At 36.5% G+C, this 24129-nt stretch carries 16 protein-coding genes; 10 read left to right on the top strand and 6 right to left on the bottom strand.

Translation table 11 applies throughout. The annotated features are described in order from the left end of the window. Positions 1–7 precede the first annotated feature (7 nt). The 5 genes from cydC to AC5LXV_RS13560 form a co-directional block, all read right to left on the bottom strand. Positions 8–1639, bottom strand: a complete 1632-nt coding sequence (gene cydC / locus AC5LXV_RS13580) for a heme ABC transporter ATP-binding protein/permease CydC (RefSeq protein WP_493466772.1) — start codon at positions 1637–1639, stop codon at positions 8–10. Then, positions 1633–3366, bottom strand: a complete 1734-nt coding sequence (gene cydD / locus AC5LXV_RS13575; RefSeq protein WP_493460316.1) for a heme ABC transporter permease/ATP-binding protein CydD — start codon at positions 3364–3366, stop codon at positions 1633–1635. The genes cydC and cydD overlap by 7 nt, the downstream gene beginning before the upstream one ends. Before the next feature lie 15 nt (positions 3367–3381). After that, positions 3382–4335, bottom strand: a complete 954-nt coding sequence (gene trxB, locus AC5LXV_RS13570; protein WP_493466771.1) for a thioredoxin-disulfide reductase — start codon at positions 4333–4335, stop codon at positions 3382–3384. A 542-nt stretch (positions 4336–4877) separates the two neighbouring features. Then, positions 4878–5531 carry an NAD(P)H-dependent oxidoreductase gene (locus tag AC5LXV_RS13565; protein WP_181415911.1) on the bottom strand — a complete coding sequence of 218 codons (654 nt, stop codon included), beginning with the start codon at positions 5529–5531 and terminating at the stop codon, positions 4878–4880. A gap of 8 nt (positions 5532–5539) precedes the next feature. Further along, positions 5540–6805 carry an AmpG family muropeptide MFS transporter gene (locus tag AC5LXV_RS13560; RefSeq protein WP_493466770.1) on the bottom strand — a complete coding sequence of 422 codons (1266 nt, stop codon included), beginning with the start codon at positions 6803–6805 and terminating at the stop codon, positions 5540–5542. A gap of 243 nt (positions 6806–7048) precedes the next feature. Here AC5LXV_RS13560 and AC5LXV_RS13555 point away from each other — a divergent pair, with 243 nt between their 5' ends. The 5 genes from AC5LXV_RS13555 (at position 7049) to AC5LXV_RS13535 (ending at position 13300) form a co-directional block, all read left to right on the top strand. Next, positions 7049–8050 (top strand): 2-hydroxyacid dehydrogenase, encoded by a 1002-nt coding sequence (locus tag AC5LXV_RS13555; RefSeq protein WP_493466769.1) that lies wholly within the window; start codon positions 7049–7051, stop codon positions 8048–8050. Positions 8051–8105: 55 nt separating this feature from the next. Beyond that, on the top strand, positions 8106–9179 hold the full coding sequence (gene mltB / locus AC5LXV_RS13550; protein ID WP_493466768.1) for a lytic murein transglycosylase B: 1074 nt from the start codon (positions 8106–8108) through the stop codon (positions 9177–9179). A 313-nt stretch (positions 9180–9492) separates the two neighbouring features. After that, on the top strand, positions 9493–9912 hold the full coding sequence (locus tag AC5LXV_RS13545; protein WP_110432937.1) for an OsmC family protein: 420 nt from the start codon (positions 9493–9495) through the stop codon (positions 9910–9912). A gap of 112 nt (positions 9913–10024) precedes the next feature. Beyond that, positions 10025–11374 carry an APC family permease gene (locus AC5LXV_RS13540; RefSeq protein WP_181415912.1) on the top strand — a complete coding sequence of 450 codons (1350 nt, stop codon included), beginning with the start codon at positions 10025–10027 and terminating at the stop codon, positions 11372–11374. A gap of 411 nt (positions 11375–11785) precedes the next feature. Beyond that, positions 11786–13300, top strand: coding sequence for a hypothetical protein (locus tag AC5LXV_RS13535; protein WP_493466767.1), 1515 nt, complete (start codon positions 11786–11788; stop codon positions 13298–13300). Positions 13301–13965: 665 nt separating this feature from the next. Here AC5LXV_RS13535 and AC5LXV_RS13530 read toward each other — a convergent pair. Next, complete coding sequence (locus AC5LXV_RS13530) at positions 13966–14772, bottom strand: sulfite exporter TauE/SafE family protein (RefSeq protein WP_493466766.1); 807 nt, start codon at positions 14770–14772, stop codon at positions 13966–13968. Positions 14773–14947: 175 nt separating this feature from the next. On the opposite strand from AC5LXV_RS13530, the gene AC5LXV_RS13525 reads away from it, so the two are divergent. The 5 genes from AC5LXV_RS13525 (at position 14948) to tssI (ending at position 24077) form a co-directional block, all read left to right on the top strand. Then, entirely contained in the window at positions 14948–15571 is a 624-nt protein-coding gene (locus AC5LXV_RS13525; RefSeq protein WP_493446464.1) for a LysE/ArgO family amino acid transporter, read from the top strand. Between the two features lie 496 nt (positions 15572–16067). Beyond that, positions 16068–18029: a glycoside hydrolase family 3 protein gene (locus AC5LXV_RS13520; protein WP_493466765.1), complete on the top strand. Its 1962-nt coding sequence runs from the start codon at positions 16068–16070 to the stop codon at positions 18027–18029. Between the two features lie 754 nt (positions 18030–18783). Continuing rightward, a complete protein-coding gene (locus AC5LXV_RS13515; RefSeq protein ID WP_110432943.1) occupies positions 18784–19482 on the top strand; it encodes a lipoprotein YafT in 699 nt (232 codons plus the stop codon). Positions 19483–19602: 120 nt separating this feature from the next. Continuing rightward, on the top strand, positions 19603–21369 hold the full coding sequence (gene tssF / locus AC5LXV_RS13510; protein WP_493445127.1) for a type VI secretion system baseplate subunit TssF: 1767 nt from the start codon (positions 19603–19605) through the stop codon (positions 21367–21369). Between the two features lie 14 nt (positions 21370–21383). Then, positions 21384–24077 carry a type VI secretion system tip protein TssI/VgrG gene (gene tssI, locus AC5LXV_RS13505; RefSeq protein ID WP_493466764.1) on the top strand — a complete coding sequence of 898 codons (2694 nt, stop codon included), beginning with the start codon at positions 21384–21386 and terminating at the stop codon, positions 24075–24077. Positions 24078–24129: the final 52 nt, after the last annotated feature.

Here is a 24129-nt window from a genome sequence, read left to right as displayed (position 1 = left end):
CCAAAACTTACAACTCAATCACCTGATCAAATAATGGATTATCAGTTAATCTATGAGTTACCATCAATAAGGTTTTATTCTGGCAGGTCTGTTTTATAAGTTGAATAATCTGTTGTTCCGTTTGTTGATCAAGACTTTCGGTTGGTTCATCCATTAGGACTAATGGTGAGTTATGCAATAATGCTCTGGCAATACCAATACGTCGAATTTCACCACCCGATAGAGAACGCCCACCTTGTCCTAATGGCAAATCCAATCCATGCTCAGTTGATAGCAATTTTGATAGTTCAACTTGCTGTAAAACATCGATTAATTGTTGGTCTGAAGCCTTTGGATCACCGATTAACAAATTTTTCCTCAACGTATCACTAAAAATAGTAATCACTTGCGGTACTACGGCAATTACTTTACGCAAAGTTGGCTCGTCTAGTTGATTAATCGGTGTATCGTTAATAAAAATATTACCTGAAGTAGGATCCCACGTACGAGTGACTAAATTAAGTAATGTGGATTTACCACAGCCGGTTTTGCCGATTAAGCCAATATGTTTGCCTGCTTCAATGGTTAATGAAAAGTGATTTAAGACCGCAAACGGTTGATTTGGGTAGCTAAAACTAATGTCATTAAATTGTAGTTTGGCTGCGGTTAAATCTATCACTTTACCTTGCTCGGTAAATTTGATATCGGGCGTTTGATTAAATAAAGCAGTAGTACGTTTTGCTGATGCTAATACTTGGCCTAAAAAGATAAATGCGGTGGGAATAGGAGCCAAAATTTCACTACTAGCCAAGCAGACAAATACAAATAGGGCAACTAAAGGCGATAATGTGTAGTGGGTGATAAGCCAAAGCACCAACAAAGTTAAAAATCCGGCTATCAATACCACAAGCGCGCTAGAGAGAGCCACTAAAGTGGATTGTTTTTGTTGATGATAAAGCCAGCCTGATTCAAGTTGGTTCAATTTTACTCGATAACGATCTTGTGCATTAAATAGAGTCAGTTCAGCTTGGCCTTGAAGATAGTTAATTAATAACGCTCGATATTCACTCTGCTGTTTAGCTAAAGTTTCACCTAACTGTTTTCCAGCATGATAGAAGATCACTGGAATGGCAAGTAACGTAATAGTTAATACAATGCTGATGATTAAGGCGATAGGTAGGTTAATATAACTCAATCCGACAAATAGCATCACAATAATGATTAGTGCCGTCACAATCGGTGAAAACAGTTTTAAATAGAGATGATCAAGCGCATCAATATCCACAATAAAACGGTTAAGCAGATCGGCTTTTTGATATTGAGCTAATTGGTTGGCGCTCAATGGTAGAATCTTGCTAAATGCTAGCGTTCTTAAATACGCCAATATTTTAAATGTAGTATTGTGATCGACCAAACGTTCAGCATAACGCGATGCCGTTCGCACAATGGCTGCGGCGCGCACGCCAGCAGCGGGTAACATATAATTAAATGTATATAACCCCGCAACACCAGCCACTGCGGTGGACGCTAAAAACCAACCTGATAAAGAAAGTAAAAAGACACTGGCAAATAACGTCAGAATAGCTAAGCTCAGTCCAATAACAATTTGCCAAAAATAGTGCTTATAAAGTGCAATATAGGGGCGTAATAGCGTTAGCATAAACTTTCCTTAATGGCGTAAAGTTGTCCATTCGACAGTCTCCAAACTTGGTCAAAATCCTGCATATCATCATGTTGATGAGTGATAGTGATACTATTGGTCGCAATATGATAAGGCGCTAACTTTTGGACTGTCTGCTTATCTAAACTGGCGGTTGGTTCATCAAGAATTAGTAATTGACAAGGTTTTAGCATTGCTCTGGCGAGGGCGATACGTTGGGCTTGTCCGACGGATAGCCTTACCGCATCTTCACCTACTTGCGTATCGACGCCATCTGGTAATTGTGCAATAACATCGGCCAATTGTGCTTTGCCGATGACTTCGTTAAGTTCATTGTCGGTTGCCATTGGTTTACCGAGAAGAATATTTTCTCTAATCGAGCCATTAATTAAATAAGGATTTTGCCCAATCCAACTGATCTGTTGTTGCCAACTAGTCAAATCAAGTTGATTAAATTCAATATTATTAATTTTTAGTGAACCTTGATAAGGTAAAAATCCCAGTAATACCTGCATGAGCGAGCTTTTACCTTCACCACTAGTACCAATTAATCCTAATTTAAATGGTGCCTGTAGTGAAAAACTAAGCGGACCCACTATTGGCATGCCTTCGTTAGATAACACGATAAGATCTTCTGCTTCAATGGTATTTAAGACACTTATTTCAGAAGGACTACTTGATAATGATTGATTAATTGGTTTTTTTTGTTGACCATTATCCAGTGACAACTTTTTATTTAAAAATGTTTCGATATTGTCTGCCGCGGCAATGGCTTCAGCTTTGGCATGATAATAGACACCAAGATCACGCAGTGGTTGAAAATATTCTGGTGCTAAAATTAAGGCAAAGAATCCTGCAAATAGGGTAACGGTACCGTTGTAAGCGCCAAAATCAAACTCCCCTAAATAAGAAAACCCAAAATAGACCGCCACAATGGCAATCGAAATCGAGGTAAAAAATTCCAAAACTGCCGATGATAAAAACGCCATCTTTAATACTTGCATGGTTTTTACCCGAAAATCTTCAGAGGCATGGGCAATTTGTTCGGTTTGTTGTTCACCCTGATTAAATAAACGAATGGTACTAAGTCCCTTTAGGCGATCTAAAAAGTGTCCACTTAAATAAGCAAGTGCTTTAAAGTGACGACGATTAATATCCGCAGCTCCCATTCCAACTAAAATCATAAAAATAGGAATTAGTGGTGCAGTACCCAGCAAAATAACAGCCGCCGCCCAATTAAACGGAAAGATGGCAATACAGATTAATAGCGGCACCATACTAGCTAAGCGCATTTGCGGTAAGTAACGAGCAAAAAAATCATGTAAATTATCGACTTGCTCAATGACTAATGTACTCCAAGCGCCGGTTGTGCTTTGATTTAAATACCCAGGACCAAACAATTCAAACTGATCGATAATTTTTTGCCGAATTTGTTGACGGATTTTTTGCCCGAGGGCAAAGTTAATCTTCTCACGAAGATAAATAAGCAAGCCCCGAGCGAATAAAATGGCGATTAAAGATAAAAAATAGGGAAGAACCGTCAAAAAAGCGGTCTGATCGATGATTAACTTTTGTAGAATAATTGCCAATAATGCCGCTTGAGCAATCATTAATAAACACAGCAAAAAGCCAGATAGAACTGAAGCGCGCAAATCTGATTTATGCTTTTTGGTGTGTTGTTTTAACCAACTGAGTAAATAAGTTTGACGATTTTTATCTAATGACATTTAATTTAGTTACTTTTATTTTAAGTTATCTAAATAATGTTCGGCATCTAAGGCTGCCATACATCCCGTTCCAGCTGAAGTGATTGCTTGTCGATAAATATGATCTATAACATCACCCGCAGCAAAAATTCCCTCAACACTGGTTTGTGTTGCATTACCTTGTGTACCGGATTTTACTTTAATATAACCGTTATCAAGTTCCAGTTGACCGGCAAAAATAGCGGTATTGGGTTTATGACCAATGGCAATAAATACTCCCATTACTGAAAGTTCTTCAGTAAGATTAGCATCTTGACTGCTTCGCAATCTAACCCCGGTTACCCCCATATTATCACCAAGGATCTCATCGATGACTTGATGAGTATGTAAGATGACTTTACCTTCTTGCACTTTTTCTGCCAAGCGATCCATTAAGATTTTTTCTGCTCTAAAGCTATCGCGACGATGGATTAAATGCACTTGGCTAGCAATGTTAGCTAAATAAAGAGTTTCTTCGACAGCAGTATTACCGCCACCAACAACGGCCACTTTTTGATTACGATAAAAAAAGCCGTCACAAGTTGCACAGGCTGATACACCTTTGCTTCTAAATGCTTCTTCAGAAGGTAACCCCAGATATTGTGCAGATGCACCAGTGGCAATGATTAACGCATCACAACTATATTCGGTATCGCCCCCAAAAAGTTTGAATGGTTTTTGGCTAAAATCAACACTGTCAATGTGATCGATAATGATTTCGGTATTAAATCGTTCGGCATGTTGTTGCATTTTTACCATAAGATCAGGACCAGTTAATTCAGGATCTGCCCCTGGCCAGTTTTCGATTTCGGTAGTCGTGGTGAGTTGGCCACCTTGCTGAGAGCCAGTGATCAATACCGGAGATAAATTTGCTCGTGCAGCATAAACTGCTGCGGTATAGCCAGCAGGTCCTGACCCTAAAATTAATAGACGGGCATGTTTGGTTTTCATTTTTTATCCTTCTTATTTTCTGGCTGAATCAATTATAAATAACTCAATTTATAGTTGATAAGTCTAACATTATCAATCATATTCGTGTAAAAAAATTGTTTATTGTAGCAATAGGTGAAGATAATTACGTTAAGTAATGCGCTATACTATTGTATTTTCGATAGTTCATTGACCTTATATAACTTAATTTATTTTTTTACAATTTTGTTTTTAGCGTGACTTTAAAAGTTCAACAAGAGTTTTTAAGCGCTATCGGTATTTGCTCATTTGAGGATGCTAGGCTATCTGGTCTAAGTAACACGATTAACTTTTTACCCAAAATTGAAATACAATTATCTATAATCAATTAGTTACCAGAAATGTTATATTCAATAAAGCGATACATTGATGATGTGTAACTCGAAAAGTTTCTTATTAAGAATTGAGTTTATTTAGGAAGGATTTAGATATTTGCTCAAGTGTCAAATCATACATCAAAATAAGTCACATTAATTATTCAACCTTCATGCCGCCAAAAGGCGACAGAAGGCAGATAACTGCAATTAAGATAAGTAAGTCGTTACATCTTGCAGTGACCAACGAATATGTGGTGGCTGCTCATCAATACGATAACCAAACGCTAAACATAGCCCCACCCCAAAAACTTCACTACTAAATGATGGAATATGTTTTTCTAAAATGCTAAGCACTTTAGGATATTGGAACCCACCAAGTGCGCAAGAGTCAATACCATGATAGGCTGCAGTGGTCATCATATTTGCTGCAGGGATATAACCTTGCATCTCTGACCAGTGGTTGGTACTTAATCCTTCACCTAAACCATGGGTAATATAGTTAAGAAAATCTTGGCTAGCGATATCAATAGCCGTTTCATCGTTTTGATCTGGCACTGTTCTTGCTACCGCTTGACGCAAATAAGGACTTTGTAAAGTGAAGTTATTTGCTTTGCGATAAAGTAAGATCACAAAATGCGAACAACTCGTGACTTGTTCTTGGTCATAGCAAGCTGCACGTAACTCTGCTTTGATATCTGCATTATCGACAACTACAAAATGCCAAGGTTCCAGACCAAATGATGAAGGCGATAAACGACCAGCCTCTAAAATCGTCTCAAAATCGGCATGATTAATTTTTTTCGATTCATCAAACCTTTTACAAGCGTGTCTAAACTCGAAAGCTAAAGATAGTTTGTCCATAAAGTCTCCTAAGATTTTGAATTCCATGGTGCCACTTTGAATAATAGCATCATTCCGGGGATGGCTAACATCGTACATAAACCAAAAAAGGTTGTCCATCCTAAATATTCAACCATAATCCCTGTTGTCGAATTGATGATAGTTCGCGGAATGGATGCGATACTAGTAAATAAAGCAAATTGGGTTGCAGTATATAGTGGATTTGTGGTTTTGGCGATAAATGCAACAAATGCCGCCGAACCAAGACCTACGCCTAATGCCTCAAAGCCGATGACCAGAGCTAACATAATTTTTTCATTTGTGCCTATTTCATTAAAAGGTCCTTCAATGGATAACCACGCAAACCCTAAAATAGAGACGACCTGAACAAAACCAAAACACCACAAAGCGCGATTAATTCCTATTTTTATCATTAAGATACCGCCCATTATGCCACCAAATACACTTGGCCATAATGACGCATTTTTGGCGATCCAACCAATATCTAATCGACTGAATCCCATTTTCATATAAAAGGTGGTCGCTAACGATGTTGCCATGCTATCCCCCAATTTATATAAAAATATGAAGGCTAAAATGATTATCGCTGATTTAACCCCTTGCCGAGTAATAAATTCTAAAAATGGCTTAATAATGATATCTTCAAGGCTGCGGGATTTTGGCATTTGTTGATTGATTGGTTCTTTCACCAAGAAGGTCATGATAATTGCTGGTAGCATAAATAGCGCAGTAATCATAAAAACGCTACTCCATGGCAAAAATTCCGATAAAATTAATGATAATGAACCTGGCACTAATCCAGCGATGCGATAAGTATTAGTATGAATACTGTTTCCCAACCCAAGTTCGGAATCGAGAAGGATTTCTCGGCGAAATGCATCTAAAGCGATATCTTGTGTGGCTGAAAACAGCGCAATAATAAAGCATAATATAGCAATAATCCAAATATTTAGTGTTGGCGAAAAACAACCTAATATGGCAATAATAAATAGCAATAACATCTGTGACAACAACATCCAGCCTCGACGTCGCCCCATTTTAAATAGCGATATATTATCCATAAACGGTGCCCAGACAAATTTAAAAATGAAAGGGAGTTGTGTTAATGAAAATGCGCCAATTGCTTTGATATCCAGACCTTCACTAGTTAACCATGCCGGTAACAGTTGTATTAATAAATAAAAAGGAAGTCCTGAAGCAAAACCGGTAAAAATACAAATAAGCATTTTGTCAGAAAAGATAGTTTTGAAAAGAGAAACTTGTGCTTTATTCATTATTTAACATTATTGGTGAGTTTTATAGCAAAGTGCTATGATAGCACACTAATAAAAAAAATAATTGCTAAAGCTAGTATAAAGCGTTTTACTATATGTGGATTTTTAGAAACTAATATTTCAAAGCAAGTACTTAATCAACATTCAACATTTATTGTTGTCAGAATATCAAGTAAGCAATGTGTTTCGATCATCGTAAAGCTTAAACAATACATCAATTTATCGCCTACAAGGGGGCATAGAATGAAAGGAACAGTCAAAGTTGCTGTTTTTAGCAGTAAACATTACGACAAAGAACATCTCGAAATTGCCAATAAACACTTTGGTTTCGATATTGAATATTACGAGCACAAATTAAGTCACAAAACGGTTGTTACAGCACAAGGGTATGATGCCGTTTGTGTATTTGTTAATGACGAAGTTGATAAAACGGTGCTACAAAAATTAGCGCAATATGGCATTAAAATCTTAGCATTACGTTGTGCTGGTTTTGATAATGTCGATCTGGCAGAAGCCAAAAAATTAGGGATCACCGTGGTGCGTGTGCCTGCCTATTCGCCGGAAGCGGTTGCTGAACATGCCGTTGCTTTAATGATGACATTAAATCGCCGAACTCACAAGGCTTATCAACGTACGCGTGACGCTAATTTTTCTTTAGATGGTCTAACAGGTTTTAACATGCATAGCCGTACTGCCGGGGTGATTGGTACAGGTAAAATCGGTCAAGCAGTGATCCGTATTCTAAAAGGATTTGGCATGAATATTCTGGCTTATGATCCCTATCCAAATGATGTTGTTGTCGAATTAGGTGCCCAGTACGTTCAATTAGACGAACTCTATGCCAAATCAGATGTAATAACTTTACATTGCCCAATGTCTCCGGAAAATTATCATCTACTCAATAAAGATTCATTTAACAAAATGAAAAATGGCGTAATGATTATTAATACCAGTCGTGGGGGATTATTAGATGCAACCGCGGCGATTGAAGCATTAAAACAGACCAAAATTGGCGCTTTAGGTATGGATGTTTATGAAAACGAACGAGACCTATTTTTTGAAGATAAATCCAATGATGTCATTTTAGATGATGTATTTCGTCGACTATCAGCTTGTCATAACGTGATCTTTACTGGTCATCAAGCATTTTTAACCCAAGAGGCATTATTAAATATTTCTGATACAACCTTAAACAACATTGCGCTAATATCCGGCGGAAAAGAGTGCCAAAATATTGTTAAATAACAATAAATAATTTAATATAGCGCCTTTTTTAAATAATTAAAATTGTGGATGATTTATGCAAAATATCGTTATCTGTATCATAATGATTTTCGGGCTTATCGGATGTTCAAGTGGTGGGGCAATGAAATCGCCGATGCAGCAGCACCGAGGCCAGTCGAATGTTAAAGATGGCTTTTTTTTAGAAAAGCAACACGAAAAACCGAAAGCAAATAACAGCAACTTAACCGTCGATAAAGAAAAATTTATTAATATGATGGTTAAGAAACATGGCTTTAATCGTCAACAACTTAAAAATGTTCTTAAGCAAACTAATAAACTTGACTCAGTGATTAAGTTAATGGATCAACAAGCCCCAAAATCAACTTCATTGAACGTACCTAATGGTGCTTGGATCCGCTATAAAAATAAGTTCATCACACCAGGTAACTTAAATGCTGGAGTAGATTTTTGGAAAAAATATGAGAAAGAGCTCAATCGAGCTTATAAAGAGTATGGCGTTCCTCCTGAAATCATCGTAGGTATCATAGGTGTTGAAACAAGGTGGGGCAAAGTGATGGGCAAAACTAGGATTATTGATGCCTTATCCACTCTGGCATTTTATTACCCAAGACGATCACAATATTTTACTCAAGAACTCGAAGACTTCTTAGTTATGTGTCGTGATGAAGGTGTTGATCCGTTTGATTTAAATGGATCCTTTGCCGGTGCAATGGGGTATGGTCAATTTATGCCATCGGCCTTTAGAAATCATGCGGTCGACTTTAATCATGACGGTCATAAAGACTTATGGGATCCAGTAGATGCCATCGGCAGTATAGCCAACTACTTCAAAGCACACGGTTGGCAACCTAATACTAAAATCGCTGTGGTTGCTGATGGCCAAGCACTTGAACTCGATACGGGATTTCACACCAAATACCCGGTTGAACATTTAGCCAAAGCCGGATTAAAACCCAAAAGCGCAATAGGTGGTCATAAAGTTGTCAGTTTATTACGACTAGACATAGGAGATAGTTACCAATTTTGGTATGGCTTACCTAATTTCTATGTCATCACCCGTTACAACCATAGTACCCATTATGCGATGGCAGTATGGCAATTAGGTTTAGCGGTTAAGCAAGCAAAGTAAATCACTCCAAAAATTAAATTATCAAATAGGTCGCAAATTGCGGCCTGTTTTATAATTTGTATAAACTTATGCAAACTCTTAAGAAGAGCTGGGCAAGTACCGAATTCAATAACTTTAAACGTTATTGCAATATAAGTTAGTAAAAAAATACTAAATAATGGTTGGATCTTATTCAGTTATCTATCTTATTCAGTTATCTAATAAATTTAATAAAACTCAAAAGGTGACAGAATCACCAAAAAGCCTTATTTTATAAAGGCAATTAACTAAATACATAATTTTCAGCCTGTTTTTATTGAAGAGGAAAACCACAATGAAAGATCGTTTAAAATGGATTGATGACTTTGGATTTTTAGGGGAAACCGCAAGTGGTCATTCGTTAGTAATGGATGGTGGCTTAGAACACGGCGGGCGTAATCGAGGCGCTAGACCTATGGAGCTTTTATTACATGGCGCTGCAGGTTGTATGGCTTACGATATAATTGCCATTTTAAAAAATAAAAAGAAAGATGTTCGAGATCTTTGGATAGATATCGATAAAACGCAAGCAACATCCTCACCAAAGGTTTATACTTCCATCAATTTTCACATTGTAATAAGCGGGATTGATGTGGATAAGGAATCTGTTGAAAAAGCGATAGAACTTGCTTCGGAAAAATATTGTAGCGCTTCAATTATGTTAGGTAAGACAGCTACAATGTCCTATACTTATGAAATCCGAGAGTATGCCTAAACTGATTCTTATAACCAATAATTCTAAGTTAATAACCAGCTGATCTTAGTCTAAATTGCTTAAATCCTTTAAGATTTTCCCCATCAAAAGGAATAATTAAATGAGGATGATTATGCAGCAATTAACTAAAAATATGCGATTTCGAGATTTAATTATTTTGGGATTGCTTTTTATTGGTCCGGCCGCACCTGTTGGTTTATTTGGTGTTTTAGATGTTATTAGTGATGGCGCTGTTGCACTGGTTTATATTGTTGCAACGCTAGTGATGGGATTTACTGCCTATTCTTATGCTAGAATGTCAAACGCACTGCCGCATGCTGGCGCTGTGTATGCTTATTGTTCTGCCGGCATTCATCCTAATGCTGGCTTTCTAGTCGGTTGGTTATTACTCCTTGATTATTTGTTTATTCCAGCCGTTGCTTATTTATTTAGTGGTATTTCGTTAAACGCCTTAATTCCCGAAATCCCTGTCTGGTTGTGGACATGTTTAGCGGTAGTTTTAACTACCTTACTTAATTTAATCGGTTTTAAAAAATCAGCTAAAATCACGCTGATTATTTTACTGTTTGAAATTGTAATACTTATTGCGGTGCTTGTTGTTGGTATCTGGATTATTGCCACTAATGGTGTTAAACAAGATTGGTATTATCCCTTTGTCGGTGGTGAGTTATTTAACTGGAGTAACCTTTTTAATGCGGTATCTATCGCGGTACTTTCATATTTAGGCTTTGATGCTATCGCAACTTTTTCAGAAGAACATAGTGGTAAACGAAATTTAGTTGCTAAGGCTATCATTAGTTGTCTAATTCTTGCCGGATGTCTATTTGTTCTACAAGTCTATATTGCTGCTTTACTTAATCCTTATGATACACAATATTTGCATAATCATCCTGAATTACAAGGTAAGGCTTACTATAATATCGTCAATAATGAAATCAATCTATGGTTAGGTTGGGCACTAAGTTTGATGAAAGGCATAGGCGCATCGTTTGCGGCTATGGTTGGTCAAGCTGCTGCAAGTCGTCTATTATTTAGTATGGGGCGAGATAAACGATTGCCTACATTTTTTGCTAAAATTGGCAAGAAAAGTGGTGTGCCATCTCGAGCAATTTTGTTTTCTGCATTATTTAATCTATTGTTAGTATTTATCGCCGCTAATCATGACAAAGGACTTCCAATGTTGGTCTCATTTGTTGATGTAGGTGCATTATGTGCATTTATCATGTTGCATCTATCGGTTATAGGTTATTTTAAAGTGAAAAAAAGATCATCGGGGTTTTATGCTTATTTGGGGGATATCTTAGTTCCAATTATTGGTATTACCTTATTATTACCAGTGTTATATCATATTGATAATTATGCCAAAGTTATTGGCGCCATTTGGTTAATGATAGGTATATTAATTATTTGTCTTAACAAAAATAAAAAACCATTAGTTTGGTTAGAACGCAATCAAGAGTGATATAGTTGATTACTGTTATGGGCTACAAAACTTGTCCATTCCTATGAATGGACTATAAAAAAGTTAAGCTTTGATTATTACTATCTGTTTTATATGCAATTTTATTGATGTGCCAATAATTGCTTAGCCGAAAATTAATTTTTGAGGAAAGTTTTTTAACGCCAATAAAGTTGAGAAAAGTGATTTTTAAAGTAAAACAACCATCATTTTTTCTCTAAGCAAAAAATTGTAAGCAAAACGTTGCTGAATCCTTTACAATAATTAACATTAAACAACCCAAAAAAAGTTGCAAGGATTTTTTTTGGTCTCTATACTCTCACTATCCTTCAAGGTGAAGTTATCGACTAATGATTCAGTCGGTTTATGTTAAAATGTAGATAAAACATAGGTCTAGTTGACAAGGTTGTCGTAATGTATTTTTATTTTATCCCCAAAATCTTTCCAACCTGTAATTTGAGTTTGTCAAAATTTAGCAATCAGAGTATTGTTTTACACCGCAGTTTATTTATCCGCAAAACATTAAGATTATCTGGCAAATTCAACTTATTTTCGTTGTTTTTATTATTATTATCGCTCAGTTTCTTACTTTTAAGTTCTTATCCAAGCCTGGCTTTAACGTCTGAAACAACAAATACTATTCGTGGTAATGCGCCTTATTTAACCTTTGATGGCGGACGAACTCAAGCGACGAACACCGATGAGCTACTTGGTATAACTTTATCTAACGGTGATAAATATAGCCCATCTGAAAATCCATCTAGTGAAACCAATCCTATTGAATTGCCTGTTGCAGATCAAAGTGTTGCTGATATTGGCATGTTCTTGCCAACCGATACTGATTCAATCGAGTTAGGTACACTGATTGCCACTACAAACACCTATTGGGTGGATCCTGATGGCGATGGCAATGTTAACGTAACCGGTAATTTAAATCTATCTATCGTTGATAAAGATGACAAAACTGTCACGCGCAATGATATTCTTAAAATTTGTAAAGCACCGTATAAAGTGATGTTAGAGGCTGATGGCGGTACATTAAGTACCAGTTATGGTGTGCCCAACAGTAGTAGTTTTGACCCCAGTAGCGCCACTTATTACATTAGCCCTAAGGCAATGCCAATACCTTCGGTATGCTTTATTAAACCGAGCTTGAAACATGGAGATGCCCACTATAAAGGTCCAGCTTCCATGTGGGATGAAGATAATGGTTATCTAGTTCAATCAATTGATTCGGCTACCTATGAGAAAAACTTTCCTACTACAGCTTCTAACAATTTATCTTTCGACCTATTGCTAGCAGGTATTGAAGAGCCACTTAATTGGGCGACGGTTAATCTTAGTGGTATAAAAGCGACTATGACTAATTCAACAAATAAAAGTGTTCATGTCACATTAACTGGTCCAGCAGCGAAACCTGAACTATGGGTATCAGATGATCCGGGTACTATATATAAACCGGTATTACCGCAAACTTTCGAGTTAGTGGGCAAAGATGCTAGAGGCAATGTTAAAATTAAGTATGGTTTTCAGTTAAAACAATGGTTTGTCAATCGTGGCCCAAATGGATTTGGTTATGATAATACTCTATCTTGGTGTAATAAAATAGGTTACCGCCTTCCGCAGATTAAGGATTTAACTAACGCCGCTTGTCATGGACTAGAGTCGGGTACTTTTTGTAGAGGTGGTGTAGGTACTACACCAATATCTCCCAATAATGAATACCAACGTATCATTGGTGCCGGTTTCTATTCTGAGTGGGGGTTCATGAAAAATTACTCAGGCGCTAACTTCGACTACCCTTATGGTTACTGGGTTACAGATGCTTATGATTTCGAAACGCAGTTTGTTATCCGGGCCCACAATGGTACAATTGGTAATGATAAGGCTGTTCATACGAACGGCAAGGGAATCTGTGCTGCACGTTAAACGATATTTATTCTGTTTTAATCTTAGAGCAGCTCAGCGAAGAATAAAACATATACCAATATCTTTACATTTTTTATGATAGATAATCAAAAAATAGATGGTATAATAAATTTAACACATAGCGTCAAACGAACTGACGAAATCGGTGATTTCGGAGTTCTCTTTTTTAGGTGAGATCTCTAACGTCGAAAGTGGTGTTAGGGGAAATAGTTGTAATATCTGTTGGTGTCGAATAATTACAACATAAGTCAAAAATCAGTCGGTAGTTTTATCGACTGATTTTTTTTACCTGATTAACCATATAGTTATCATTTTTCTAAATCTTTCAACTGATTAAAAAATTGAGCAACACCTTGTTTAAATCTTTTAACCCTCAGCAAATTTAAGCAATTTTAAACATAAAAATTAAGGTTTCGAACAAATTTGTTGGGTAGCATGCTGACAAGTTTTTATAGGAGAAAATGCAAACATCGGCGCAAAATGCCGATGTTTGTATCACGATAAATAACTCTGCAAAACAAATAATTGACAAAGGTTGGGCTTATATCATTTGCTCGGCTATGCTCCCGATAGTGAAACAATCAAAAAAATGTTCAGTCCGCCTAACTCAGAATTTAAACAATATAGCCCACCGAATAAATTAAACAACAGCGACAACCTACTAATTAGGAAAAGATAAGTTTAATGGCAATCAATAACAGAAAAGTACCAAAATATTTAATCAATTTATTTATCGATAATCGTTGGGCAATCTGCACTCCCACTTTTGCCATCGGCATACTAGCTAACATAATTGATAATACTGCTGGTAAATAGACAAAACCTAAACTATATTCTGGCAATGCCTTAATATCCCATCCAGCAATGATATAACCAATGGTACCACCAAGAGCGACCGGTAAAGTGAAAGCTGCCGACGTTCCGATAGCTTTTCGCATACCTACCCCGCACTTCTTCAAAAAAGGAACTACTAATACACCACCTCCCACACCAACCAATGCAGCAAATACACCAATAAGACCACCAATACTGACATAAACCGCGTTATGCAGCGATACGGCTTGAATATTCTCATTTTTGGTTACTTTTCCAGTTTTCAGGATAAATTTACTGCCGGTGTAGATAAGGAAAACGATAAAAATCCATTTCAGCCAAACACCGGGGATATAAGGCGTCATATACGATCCGCCAATGGTGCCAATAATGCAACCTAGCAACATCTTCTTTAAGATCGACCACTCGATATTATGATTTTTATTCTGAACCCAACTTGATGATAAGCTAGTACCAATAATGGTCGCGAGCGATGAAGCAACTGCGATATGGTTTATCCACTGCCCACCGTGACCAAAGTAATCAAGTACCATAATTAAGGCTGGTACGATCAAAGCACCGCCACCCACACCGAACATACCTGCTAGCAATCCAGCAAATGCGCCTATACTCAAAAAGATTAAAAATTCGACAACCATCAGATATCCTTATACTTTTTTATGTTATTAGCAATAAATTTAATTACCGAAGGGGATTATCATAACCGTTTTTTTATAAATGGGTAATAAGCATAGCGTTTTATATATTGATATAAATATTTTTAACCTTTTTGTATAATGTTTGTTTTTATTTATTAGTACATTAAGTTAAATGCTGACAGAAATATTACGTGGTGCGATGATCTCAGCGAGTTTGATTATTGCTATTGGTGCACAAAATTTGTTTGTGCTTAAGCAAGGGTTATTAAAAAATCATATCTTTTTTGTTGCTGCCATCTGTTTTTTTTGTGATTTTAGTTTAATGACGATAGGGATCTGGGGGGTAGGATCTTTTATCGAACGTAATCCACTAATAACCAATACACTAGCCATTTTGGGCGCATTATTTTTGCTTTGGTATGGATTTAATGCATTTAAAAGTGCCTTGCAAGGTAATAGTAGTATGCAAGTGGATTCGGCGCAACCGCAAAAGAACTCTTTAGCAAAAGTGGTGTTGGCAACACTGGCGGTGACTTTACTTAATCCGCATGTTTATTTAGATACGGTTGTCATTGTTGGTGGAATTGCAGGTACTTTGTCGACTGATCAAAAATGGGCGTTTTTAATCGGTGCGGTTTGTGTTTCATTTATCTGGTTTTTTGGTATTGGCTATGGTGCGAGGCTCCTTACTCCACTATTTAAAAAGAAAAGAATGTGGGTAATATTGGATACAGTTGTTGGGCTAGTAATGTTTTATATTGCTTATCGACTTATCTTTTATGTGATATATGGTCAATAAAAGTGATGCTTAAGGTGCCACATATTTTAATTAACCAGCTCATTGTTGCTTATTCACCCTTAAATGCTCACATAACGTGATATTCATCACAATTATTAGATCTTTTATTTCTACTAATATTCACTTGGTGTTAAGTTATTCAGTAATAGTTTGGATTGTTACTGTTGACTTAGCCATTTATTTATAGCTGAATATTCAGGCAAAACCTAAACACTTTGTTCGCAAAGTGTTTAGGTTTTTTTTTCCTCTAAATTTGCCAAAGACCGTTAAAAACTCTAGCAGAGTGACCATAGCTAAATAACTGTAGTTGAATATATTCAGTTAAATAAATACAGTTAAATAAATACAGTCAAGCAAATAAAGTCAAGTGACTCTAGCTAACTAAATACAACTAAGTCGCTATAACCAAATAATTATAACCAAATAACTATAACTTAGTCGGCGGGTAATGAGTTCAAACTTAATAGGATATGATGTAATCAGATAAGGAGTTCATATGACAAATAAAATAGTAAAGTTGACACTGTTGGTTAGCGCAACACTGGTTGCTGGGCAGGCGCTGGCTATTGAACAAGCAGAGCTTAAGAGTCAGCAATTAAAGAAAATTGTGGTTGATAATCTGGAGTTTAAAGACTTTGATCGCGATGGTAAATTATCTCCTTTTGAAGATTGGCGTTTTTCTCCTGAAGTTCGTGCTCAAGATTTACTAACAAAATTATCTTTAGAAGAAAAAGCCGGATTAATGATGCATGGCAATGCCAGAAGTATCGGCGATGAACTGGGTCATGGTGATAAGTATAATTTTGAAGAAATTAAACAGTTAGTGCTTGATGATAAAGTAAATAGTTTAATAACTCGTCTGGAAGTCAGCCCTAAAGATTTTGCTGAACAGAATAATCAATTACAACAAATTGCTGAATCCTCCCGTTTAGCGATTCCTTTAACCATAAGTGTTGATCCGCGCAATACCTTCTATTATGGTAATAAAGTGACAAGTAAAGCGGGTTTTAGCCAATGGCCAGGTACTTTAGGTATGGCGGCGATTGGCGATGAATTGGTGATTAATGAGTATGGCAATATCATCCGACAAGAGTACCGTTCATTAGGGATAACCCAAGCTTTGTCACCTATGGCGGATTTGGGAACCGAGCCACGTTGGTCTCGTTTTGAAGGAACATTTGGCGAAGATCCCTTGCTGAGTAAAAGCATGGTTCGTGGTTATATCGCAGGTGTACAAAATGGAAAACAGGGGTTAAATTCACAAAGTGTGGCGGCAGTGGTTAAACATTGGGTTGGTTATGGCGCTGCCGAAAATGGCTTTGATAGCCATAGTGCTTATGGCAAATATGCCCTTTATACCCAAAAAGATAGTTTGCAACAACATATCATTCCGTTTATTGGCGCATTCGAGGTCAACGTGGCTGCGGTAATGCCAACTTATTCCATCTTAAAAAATGCGGAGTTCAATGGCCACAAAATCGAACCGGTTGGTGGTGGTTTTAATAGCTATTTATTAAAAGATCTTTTACGCGATACCTATAAATTTAATGGGGTGATTATTAGTGATTGGAATATCACCAAAGATTGTAATGAGATTTGTATCAACGGCAATCCGCCAGATGTGCCACTTAAAGCTGAAGGTATGTCATGGGGAGTCGAAGATCTGACTGTAGAGCAACGTTTTATCAAAGCAATTCAAGCGGGTGTCCAACAATTTGGTGGGGTCAGTGATAGTTCGGTTATTGTTTCAGCGGTAAAAAGTAATAAATTGGACGAGAAGACCATCGATAGTGCTGTTTTAGCTATTTTGACGCAAAAATTTAAGTTAGGCCAATTCGAAAATCCTTATGTCGATCCAAATCAGGCGAGTCGTTTTGTCGGTAATCAAGATTTCCAAAAAGTAGCTGACAAAGCGCAATTTGATTCATTGGTTTTATTAGAAAATAGAGATAAAACATTGCCATTGCAAGCTAAAACTAAAGTCTATTTATATGGTTTTAGTGATGATGTTAAAAATAGCCTCAAAGGTAAAGCTAATATTGTTGATAAATTAGAGCAGGCTGATGTAGTGGTGGCTCGGCTAAATGCACCTTATGAACAAAAACACAAAAATTACTTTTTTGGGGCCAAATATCATGAAGGTTCACTAGAATTTACTGCCGATGATAAAGATATCCAATTTATTAATGAAGCCAGTAAAAAACATCCCGTTGTTGTCACTGTCTATTTAGATAGACCGGCAGTTTTAACGCCAATAAAACAAACAGCTAAGGCTGTCATTGCCAATTTTGGGGTAAAAGATGAGGTGTTATTTAACCGATTATTCGATAACAATCCATATAACGCTAAATTACCGTTTGCACTGCCAGACTCAATGGATAGCGTTTTAAAACAATCTTCTGATTTGCCTAATGATATGCCAGCACTTTATCCATTAGGTTATGGTCTAACACAGTAATTGTTCTAATCAATGCTATTGCCTTAAGGCAATAGCTATTAGTTGTTATTCTAAACAATAGCGTTTTCCTCTTCACCACCTCCATAATCATCCATCAACTCTACTGACTATTTGCTTTTTTTGATAATTGTTTGCACGGTTGGGGGTACGATCGCAAGTTTTTGGGTTTTAAGATTATGTCGGGGTGCGGTTTTGGCTTTGGCGTACCATTGTTGGGCTTTAAAATAGTTTTGTTTTATACATTAATTTGTGGATAGATTTTTACTAGGATGTAATATTTGTAAAAGAAGTTAGCCAAAAACATATTTAAAAAGTTATTCACCATTTAAAAATATTGCTTAAAGTACTTATTTTTTGCAACATTTTAATTTTTAGAGCAGCTATTAGGTTGATGAAATCGGATCGCATACCCGTTGTTATGCCATTAACAGTTAAGTAAGAAAAAATGGTTTAATAATTGAATCATTCTCTTTTTTTAATGATTATTAAAACAATAAAATATATTAAAAAAAATCATATTATTACGTTTAATTTGTAGCCTGTAAAACAATTTAACATCAGCGATGCGTCAATAAAAAAATATTTTTTATAAAAAAAATGTTAATTTTAGCAAAGTTTATATTGTATACAATACCACATAAAGTATACTATTAGAGGATATTATTATTCATTAAACTAAATAGGGACATATTGTTTTATGCGAAACACCACGTTGATCCATCGAATATCACTATGTTTTATATCAGTTTTTTTAATGAGTTGTGCTTCTGAGCAAACTTCTAAAAACCCTATGTATACGATTTCAAAAGTAACACAAAGTCAATTAACCGATAAAGATATCTTTGATGAAGAGTTAGATAAAGAAATTACCGACTATGATATTCAAGAAGCTGCTTACTACGCACAAAAAGGCTTTCGTGTTCCATTAAAGTCTTCAATTATTCTCGCTCAATCCGGAGCGCAAGTACCAGATGCTTACATGCAAGCTGCATTGTCAAACTATTATAACGTTTCGGTTTATAATGGTTTTTCCAAAAACAAAAGCTCCTCCAACCGTCGAAAAGATAAAGAACAGCAGGTTAATAATAACTATATGAAACTCCTGCGACTTATTGCGGCTAAAGGCGGGCAAAATACAATCATTGTTTATTGGGGCACAATTGAAAAAGGTGATTTGGACGACAAAACCAATATAGTTAAATGGAGCCAGTATGAAGGCGGTAAATTATCTAGCAAAACTAAAGCATTACGTTACTTATTAAAATTTACTTTAGTTGATGTCACCACCGGCAATTGGTCATCTTATTCACCAGTTAATATTGAGATAGACTACGTACCACCGAAGATTGGCAGCAGTATAACTGACGCGTTGCAAATTGACGAATTAATGAAAAAAAGTTACGACAACGCAGCCTTATTATTGTCTGAAAAATATAAGGATAAAACCAAATAAGAGTTAAAGAAAACATTAGATCTTTTCAAATGTGATTGATTAGTTTTTATGCTATCATCGCCAATGAAGTTTTGTTTAAGTAATATTTGCAATATTATAAGTTAATGGGGCTTTATTTTAATGGAACTAAAGGATTTTTACCAAGATGAGATATCATACTTAAAATTATTAGCTAGGGACTTTGCACAAAAACACCCTGAACTAGAAGTATTCTATTCTCCATCATCCAATGATCCCGATGTTGAACGGGTATTTGAAGCAAATGCTTTTTTAACGGCTCGTTTACGGCAAAAAATTGATGATGCTTTTCCTGAAATTACCCACGCTTTATTAGACGAAGTGTGGTCAACACCAATTAATCCAATACCCGCAACAACTATCATTGAGTTTACCCCAGAAAAAAATGGTGAAAGTTATTTTGTGGCGAGTGGCACTCGACTACAAAATCAACCAACGCTTGAAATGAATGAAAGTTATGTGTTTCAAACGCGGCGAGATGTAAATATTTTACCTCTGCAAATAATAGATCGTAAAATAGTACACAGTAATGAAGGTTCGCAAATCACCCTAACGTTTGAATGGACGGGAAGCCCGGAAAAAATTAACTGGGATATAGAACCTTTACCTCTTTTTTTGGGTAAAGATCGACAAACCGCAGGATTGTTACTGTTATGGTTTTCACAATATTTGAAGGATGTGCAGATCAACCTCTCAGGTGAATTCCAGTACTGCTCTAATCAGTTTGTTAAGATTAAACCTTTTACTTCAAAAGATTTGCTGCTCTCTTGTAATAATATTCAATATTGGCGATTACAACTGTTGCAGGAATATTTTTATACCGACCATGTTAATGATTTCATTGAATTGGATCTTCGTCACATAAAATCATTTTTTCATCAGCAATCGGCTAACTCTTTTAAAATAGTGTTTAACTTTAGTCATGTGTTTCCATTTGACAATATAATTGATGAAAACGTATTTCTCTTATATTGCGTGCCTGCGATTAATCAGTTCTCAATGGTGAGTCATCCAATCTCATTTGATAATAAATTCAAAACTCCAACTGGGTTTATCATTAAACCGATTAACGCTGCTCATGAACTATCGCGTATCAGAAGGGTTTATTCGCCAACCGAAGCTCATAATCTCAATCGCGGAATAATAACGGAATATCGACCGATCACCAAATTTTCACCGACACGATATCCGTCCGCTGATTCAGATACTTTCTATAAAGTTGAACGAGAATATGATGTTCAAGGCCATATCGTACATAAAATTTCATTTTTTGATCACCAAGGCAAACCAACCGAAATTTCTGATAAAAAATATTTTTTATGTGAATTTGATTGTATTAATAATGAAGAGATCTTAAAACTTGCTATTAATGATATATCCAAACCCACAACCGATGTATCAAGTGGCATTAACTTTAAGAATATTACCCAAATTAGCAAACCACTACTACCGGTGATTTCAAGCCATGCTCATTGGCCTTTAATTTCTCATTTATCATTAAGTCCTATCTTCTTAAATGATATCAATGTGATTCGTCAGGTAGTACAAGATTTTGATATCCATAGTGAGTCGAATCGTCCCTCACATACTCGTTTAAAACAATTTTTACAAGGGATAGAAAACGTTATAAGTCATCCTATTGATAGACTCGTTAAAGGGTTACCTTTAAGAGGCGTAAAAATGGAACTTTACATAAATCCTGATTTCTATCCAGATAAAGGCGAAATGTTTAGGTTAGGATTATTATTGGGAAATCTATTCCCTTATTGCATTATTGATAATAGTTTCTTATTAACCCAAATAATCAACACAAAAACTGAAGAATGTTGGCAGTTACCACAAATTAGTGGTAGTCGAAAACAGATATAAGGTAAGGATAAGATATGAATGATAATGGTCTTCATTTTACGTGTAAAATAGGTGAGCTTTCAGAGGATACTTTTTCTGTGTATAAGTTTACACATGAGGAGGCTATGTCAGAGTTATTTATATTAACTCTCCATGTTGCCACCAAAGAACCTTTGGAAGATTTAGCCAATTTAATTTTACAACAAGCAACCTTTAAAGTAATAGCCAATGGTTCTGAACAACGAACTGTGTCAGGTTTAGTTGAAACCATTGAACAAGGCAAATCAGGATTTAGGCGTACACATTATAAAATTATAATACGGCCATCGGCATGGTTATTAACCTTACGCCAAGATAGTCGGATTTTTCATTTCAAAAGCATTCCTCAAATACTCGAAGAAATGTTTCAATACCACAATGTGCAATTTAGTAACCAACTAAATGATGAACACCTAGTCAGAGAGTATGTGACACAAAAACGAGAAACCGATTATCAATTTTTAAAACGATTGTCGGCAGAAGAGGGTATTACCTTCTGGTTTGAGCAGATTGACGATGAAAACGAGCAGATTTTTTATGCTGATACCAGATTAGGGCAAAAATCGGGGGTTAGTTTAACTTATAACTTGCATCCTCAAACAGCCGAAACTGGCGATATGATGAGTGATCTGACTTTTTCTGTCACCATGAAACCTAATATGGCTATTCATAAAGATAGAAATTATAAAAAAACTGCCTACGATTTAATTCATCAATCATCAGCTAAAGAGAGTAACGAACACTTCGCAATCTTTGAAAGTTACGGTCGTTTTGAAGATGATGCACCAGGTAAAACATTTACCAAATATCGCTTAGAAGCATTACAAGCAGAAACCGAATTAGGTCGTGCAACCACCAATTGCTTTAGTCTTATGCCTGGAGTCATTTTTTCTTTATCCGAGCATCCGGATAGTAAATTAAATGCCAATTGGCAGGTGATTAGGGTTAGCCATCAAGGTTATTGCCCACAGGCGTTGGAAGAGGAGGCCGATAATGGTCCAACGGTAGTAACTAATCAAGTTGAATTCATCTCATCTGAAAAAGAGTGGCGACCGGCTTATATCCATAAACCAGTTCCTGATGCCAATGAAATTGCTGAAGTAGTAGGCCCCGCAGGAGAAGAAATCCATACCAACGAATATGGTTGTGTCAAAGTTCACTTTCATTGGAACCGTTATGATGCTGCTGATGATAAAGCATCAGCTTGGGTGAGAGTCTCTAACCAATGGGCAGGTAACGGCTTTGGTAGTGTTACCTTACCTCGTATAGGCCAAGAGGTTATTATCACTTATGTAGATGGTGATATTGATCGCCCTATCGTTAGTGGCCGTTATTATAATGATCTTAACAAGCCACCTTATGAGTTACCGGCGCATAAAACTAAAATGGTCTGGCGTTCTAAATCTCATAAGGCAGAAGGATTTAATGAGATCTCTTTTGAAGATGAAAGTGGTCAAGAACAGATCTACATTCATGGGCAAAAAGATTTTAATTCTCTTATTAATAATGATGTAATGTGGGATATCCACAATGACCATAAAATTAAAATTGGTAATAACAACGTAATTGAGATCACAGGAAATAGTGACCTTTCTATAAAAGGCGAAACAAAAATAAAACGTGAGGGAAGCAAATCTGAAAGTAACAGTGTTGATTCCCATCTAAAGGTTGGTACAGACTATGTGATCGATGCAGGAAACGAAATTTCTGCTAAAGCCAACTCCAAAATAACCTTGGATGCCGGTACAGAGCTGACCATTAAAGCTGGTGGACAATTTATCGCCTTAAAACCATCCGGTATTTTTACCTCTAGTCCATTCAATATGGGCGCCGGTTCGCCAGGTAAAGGGAAGAAACTCAAGTTAAAAATTCCGGGTATTATCTCTGCCTTATTGGCTCCGACATTGACTCAGCAAAACACCTTGAAAAAAGATGCTCCGTTCTGTGAAGAGTGTGAAAGATGTAAACGAGGCGAGTGTGATATTGGTGAAACACCATTTGGGGCACCAGACAATTCAGATAAAATGCAATATCTGATCTCTGGCGGTGGTTTTGCTGGCGGAGCGACACCAAATTTAGGAATGCCAGATGGCATAGCCGGTTTGGGTGGTTTATCAGATCTATTTGACAGCTCTGCGATGATGGATAAATTGATTCCTGGTGGTGGTTTTGCTGGTGGCATTGGAGGAAATTTAGGCATGCCAGATGGCATAGCCGGTTTAGGTGGTTTATCAGATCTATTTGACAGCTCTGCGATGATGGATAAATTGATTCCTGGTGGTGGTTTTGTTGGTGGCATTGGAGGAAATTTAGGCATGCCAGATGGCATAGCCGGTTTAGGTGGTTTATCAGATCTATTTGACAGCTCTGCGATGATGGATAAATTGATTCCTGGTGGTGGTTTTGCTGGTGGCGCAGGAGCAAATTTAGGCATGTTGGGCAACCCAACCGATTTTGCCAATGATTTAGTAAAAAACCTTGGTTTTAATGATGCTTCGCAACTCGCTTCAGGTGCATTTAACAATGCGGCTGCGCTTAAAAATAACATTCAAAATGTAAAACAGGCACTGGATTTTGCTGAAAATATAAAATCGGGCGGTTTTACCGGAATGACAAATTCGGCGCTGAATAATGCATCGGCAATGGGGAATTTCAGGACCAATCCTGCTGATTTTCTGATTAAAAAATAATCGTTTAATAATCGATAACAGATAATAGGTAATCAATAAACGATAATCGATA

The organism is Gilliamella sp. LMG 34359, assembly GCF_984569085.1.
The sequence above is the reverse complement of the archived record's forward strand: the minus strand, read 5'-3'. Positions and strand labels throughout refer to the sequence as shown.

What these genes read in the sequence shown, in the direction of transcription:
- cydC (WP_493466772.1), bottom strand. Translation starts at nt 1,639, where the DNA reads ATGCTAACGCTATTACGCCCCTATATTGCACTTTATAAGCACTATTTT.
- cydD (WP_493460316.1), bottom strand. Translation starts at nt 3,366, where the DNA reads ATGTCATTAGATAAAAATCGTCAAACTTATTTACTCAGTTGGTTAAAA.
- trxB (WP_493466771.1), bottom strand. Translation starts at nt 4,335, where the DNA reads ATGAAAACCAAACATGCCCGTCTATTAATTTTAGGGTCAGGACCTGCT.
- AC5LXV_RS13565 (WP_181415911.1), bottom strand. Translation starts at nt 5,531, where the DNA reads ATGGACAAACTATCTTTAGCTTTCGAGTTTAGACACGCTTGTAAAAGG.
- AC5LXV_RS13560 (WP_493466770.1), bottom strand. Translation starts at nt 6,805, where the DNA reads ATGAATAAAGCACAAGTTTCTCTTTTCAAAACTATCTTTTCTGACAAA.
- AC5LXV_RS13555 (WP_493466769.1), top strand. Translation starts at nt 7,049, where the DNA reads ATGAAAGGAACAGTCAAAGTTGCTGTTTTTAGCAGTAAACATTACGAC.
- mltB (WP_493466768.1), top strand. Translation starts at nt 8,106, where the DNA reads ATGCAAAATATCGTTATCTGTATCATAATGATTTTCGGGCTTATCGGA.
- AC5LXV_RS13545 (WP_110432937.1), top strand. Translation starts at nt 9,493, where the DNA reads ATGAAAGATCGTTTAAAATGGATTGATGACTTTGGATTTTTAGGGGAA.
- AC5LXV_RS13540 (WP_181415912.1), top strand. Translation starts at nt 10,025, where the DNA reads ATGCAGCAATTAACTAAAAATATGCGATTTCGAGATTTAATTATTTTG.
- AC5LXV_RS13535 (WP_493466767.1), top strand. Translation starts at nt 11,786, where the DNA reads ATGTATTTTTATTTTATCCCCAAAATCTTTCCAACCTGTAATTTGAGT.
- AC5LXV_RS13530 (WP_493466766.1), bottom strand. Translation starts at nt 14,772, where the DNA reads ATGGTTGTCGAATTTTTAATCTTTTTGAGTATAGGCGCATTTGCTGGA.
- AC5LXV_RS13520 (WP_493466765.1), top strand. Translation starts at nt 16,068, where the DNA reads ATGACAAATAAAATAGTAAAGTTGACACTGTTGGTTAGCGCAACACTG.
- AC5LXV_RS13515 (WP_110432943.1), top strand. Translation starts at nt 18,784, where the DNA reads ATGAGTTGTGCTTCTGAGCAAACTTCTAAAAACCCTATGTATACGATT.
- tssF (WP_493445127.1), top strand. Translation starts at nt 19,603, where the DNA reads ATGGAACTAAAGGATTTTTACCAAGATGAGATATCATACTTAAAATTA.
- tssI (WP_493466764.1), top strand. Translation starts at nt 21,384, where the DNA reads ATGAATGATAATGGTCTTCATTTTACGTGTAAAATAGGTGAGCTTTCA.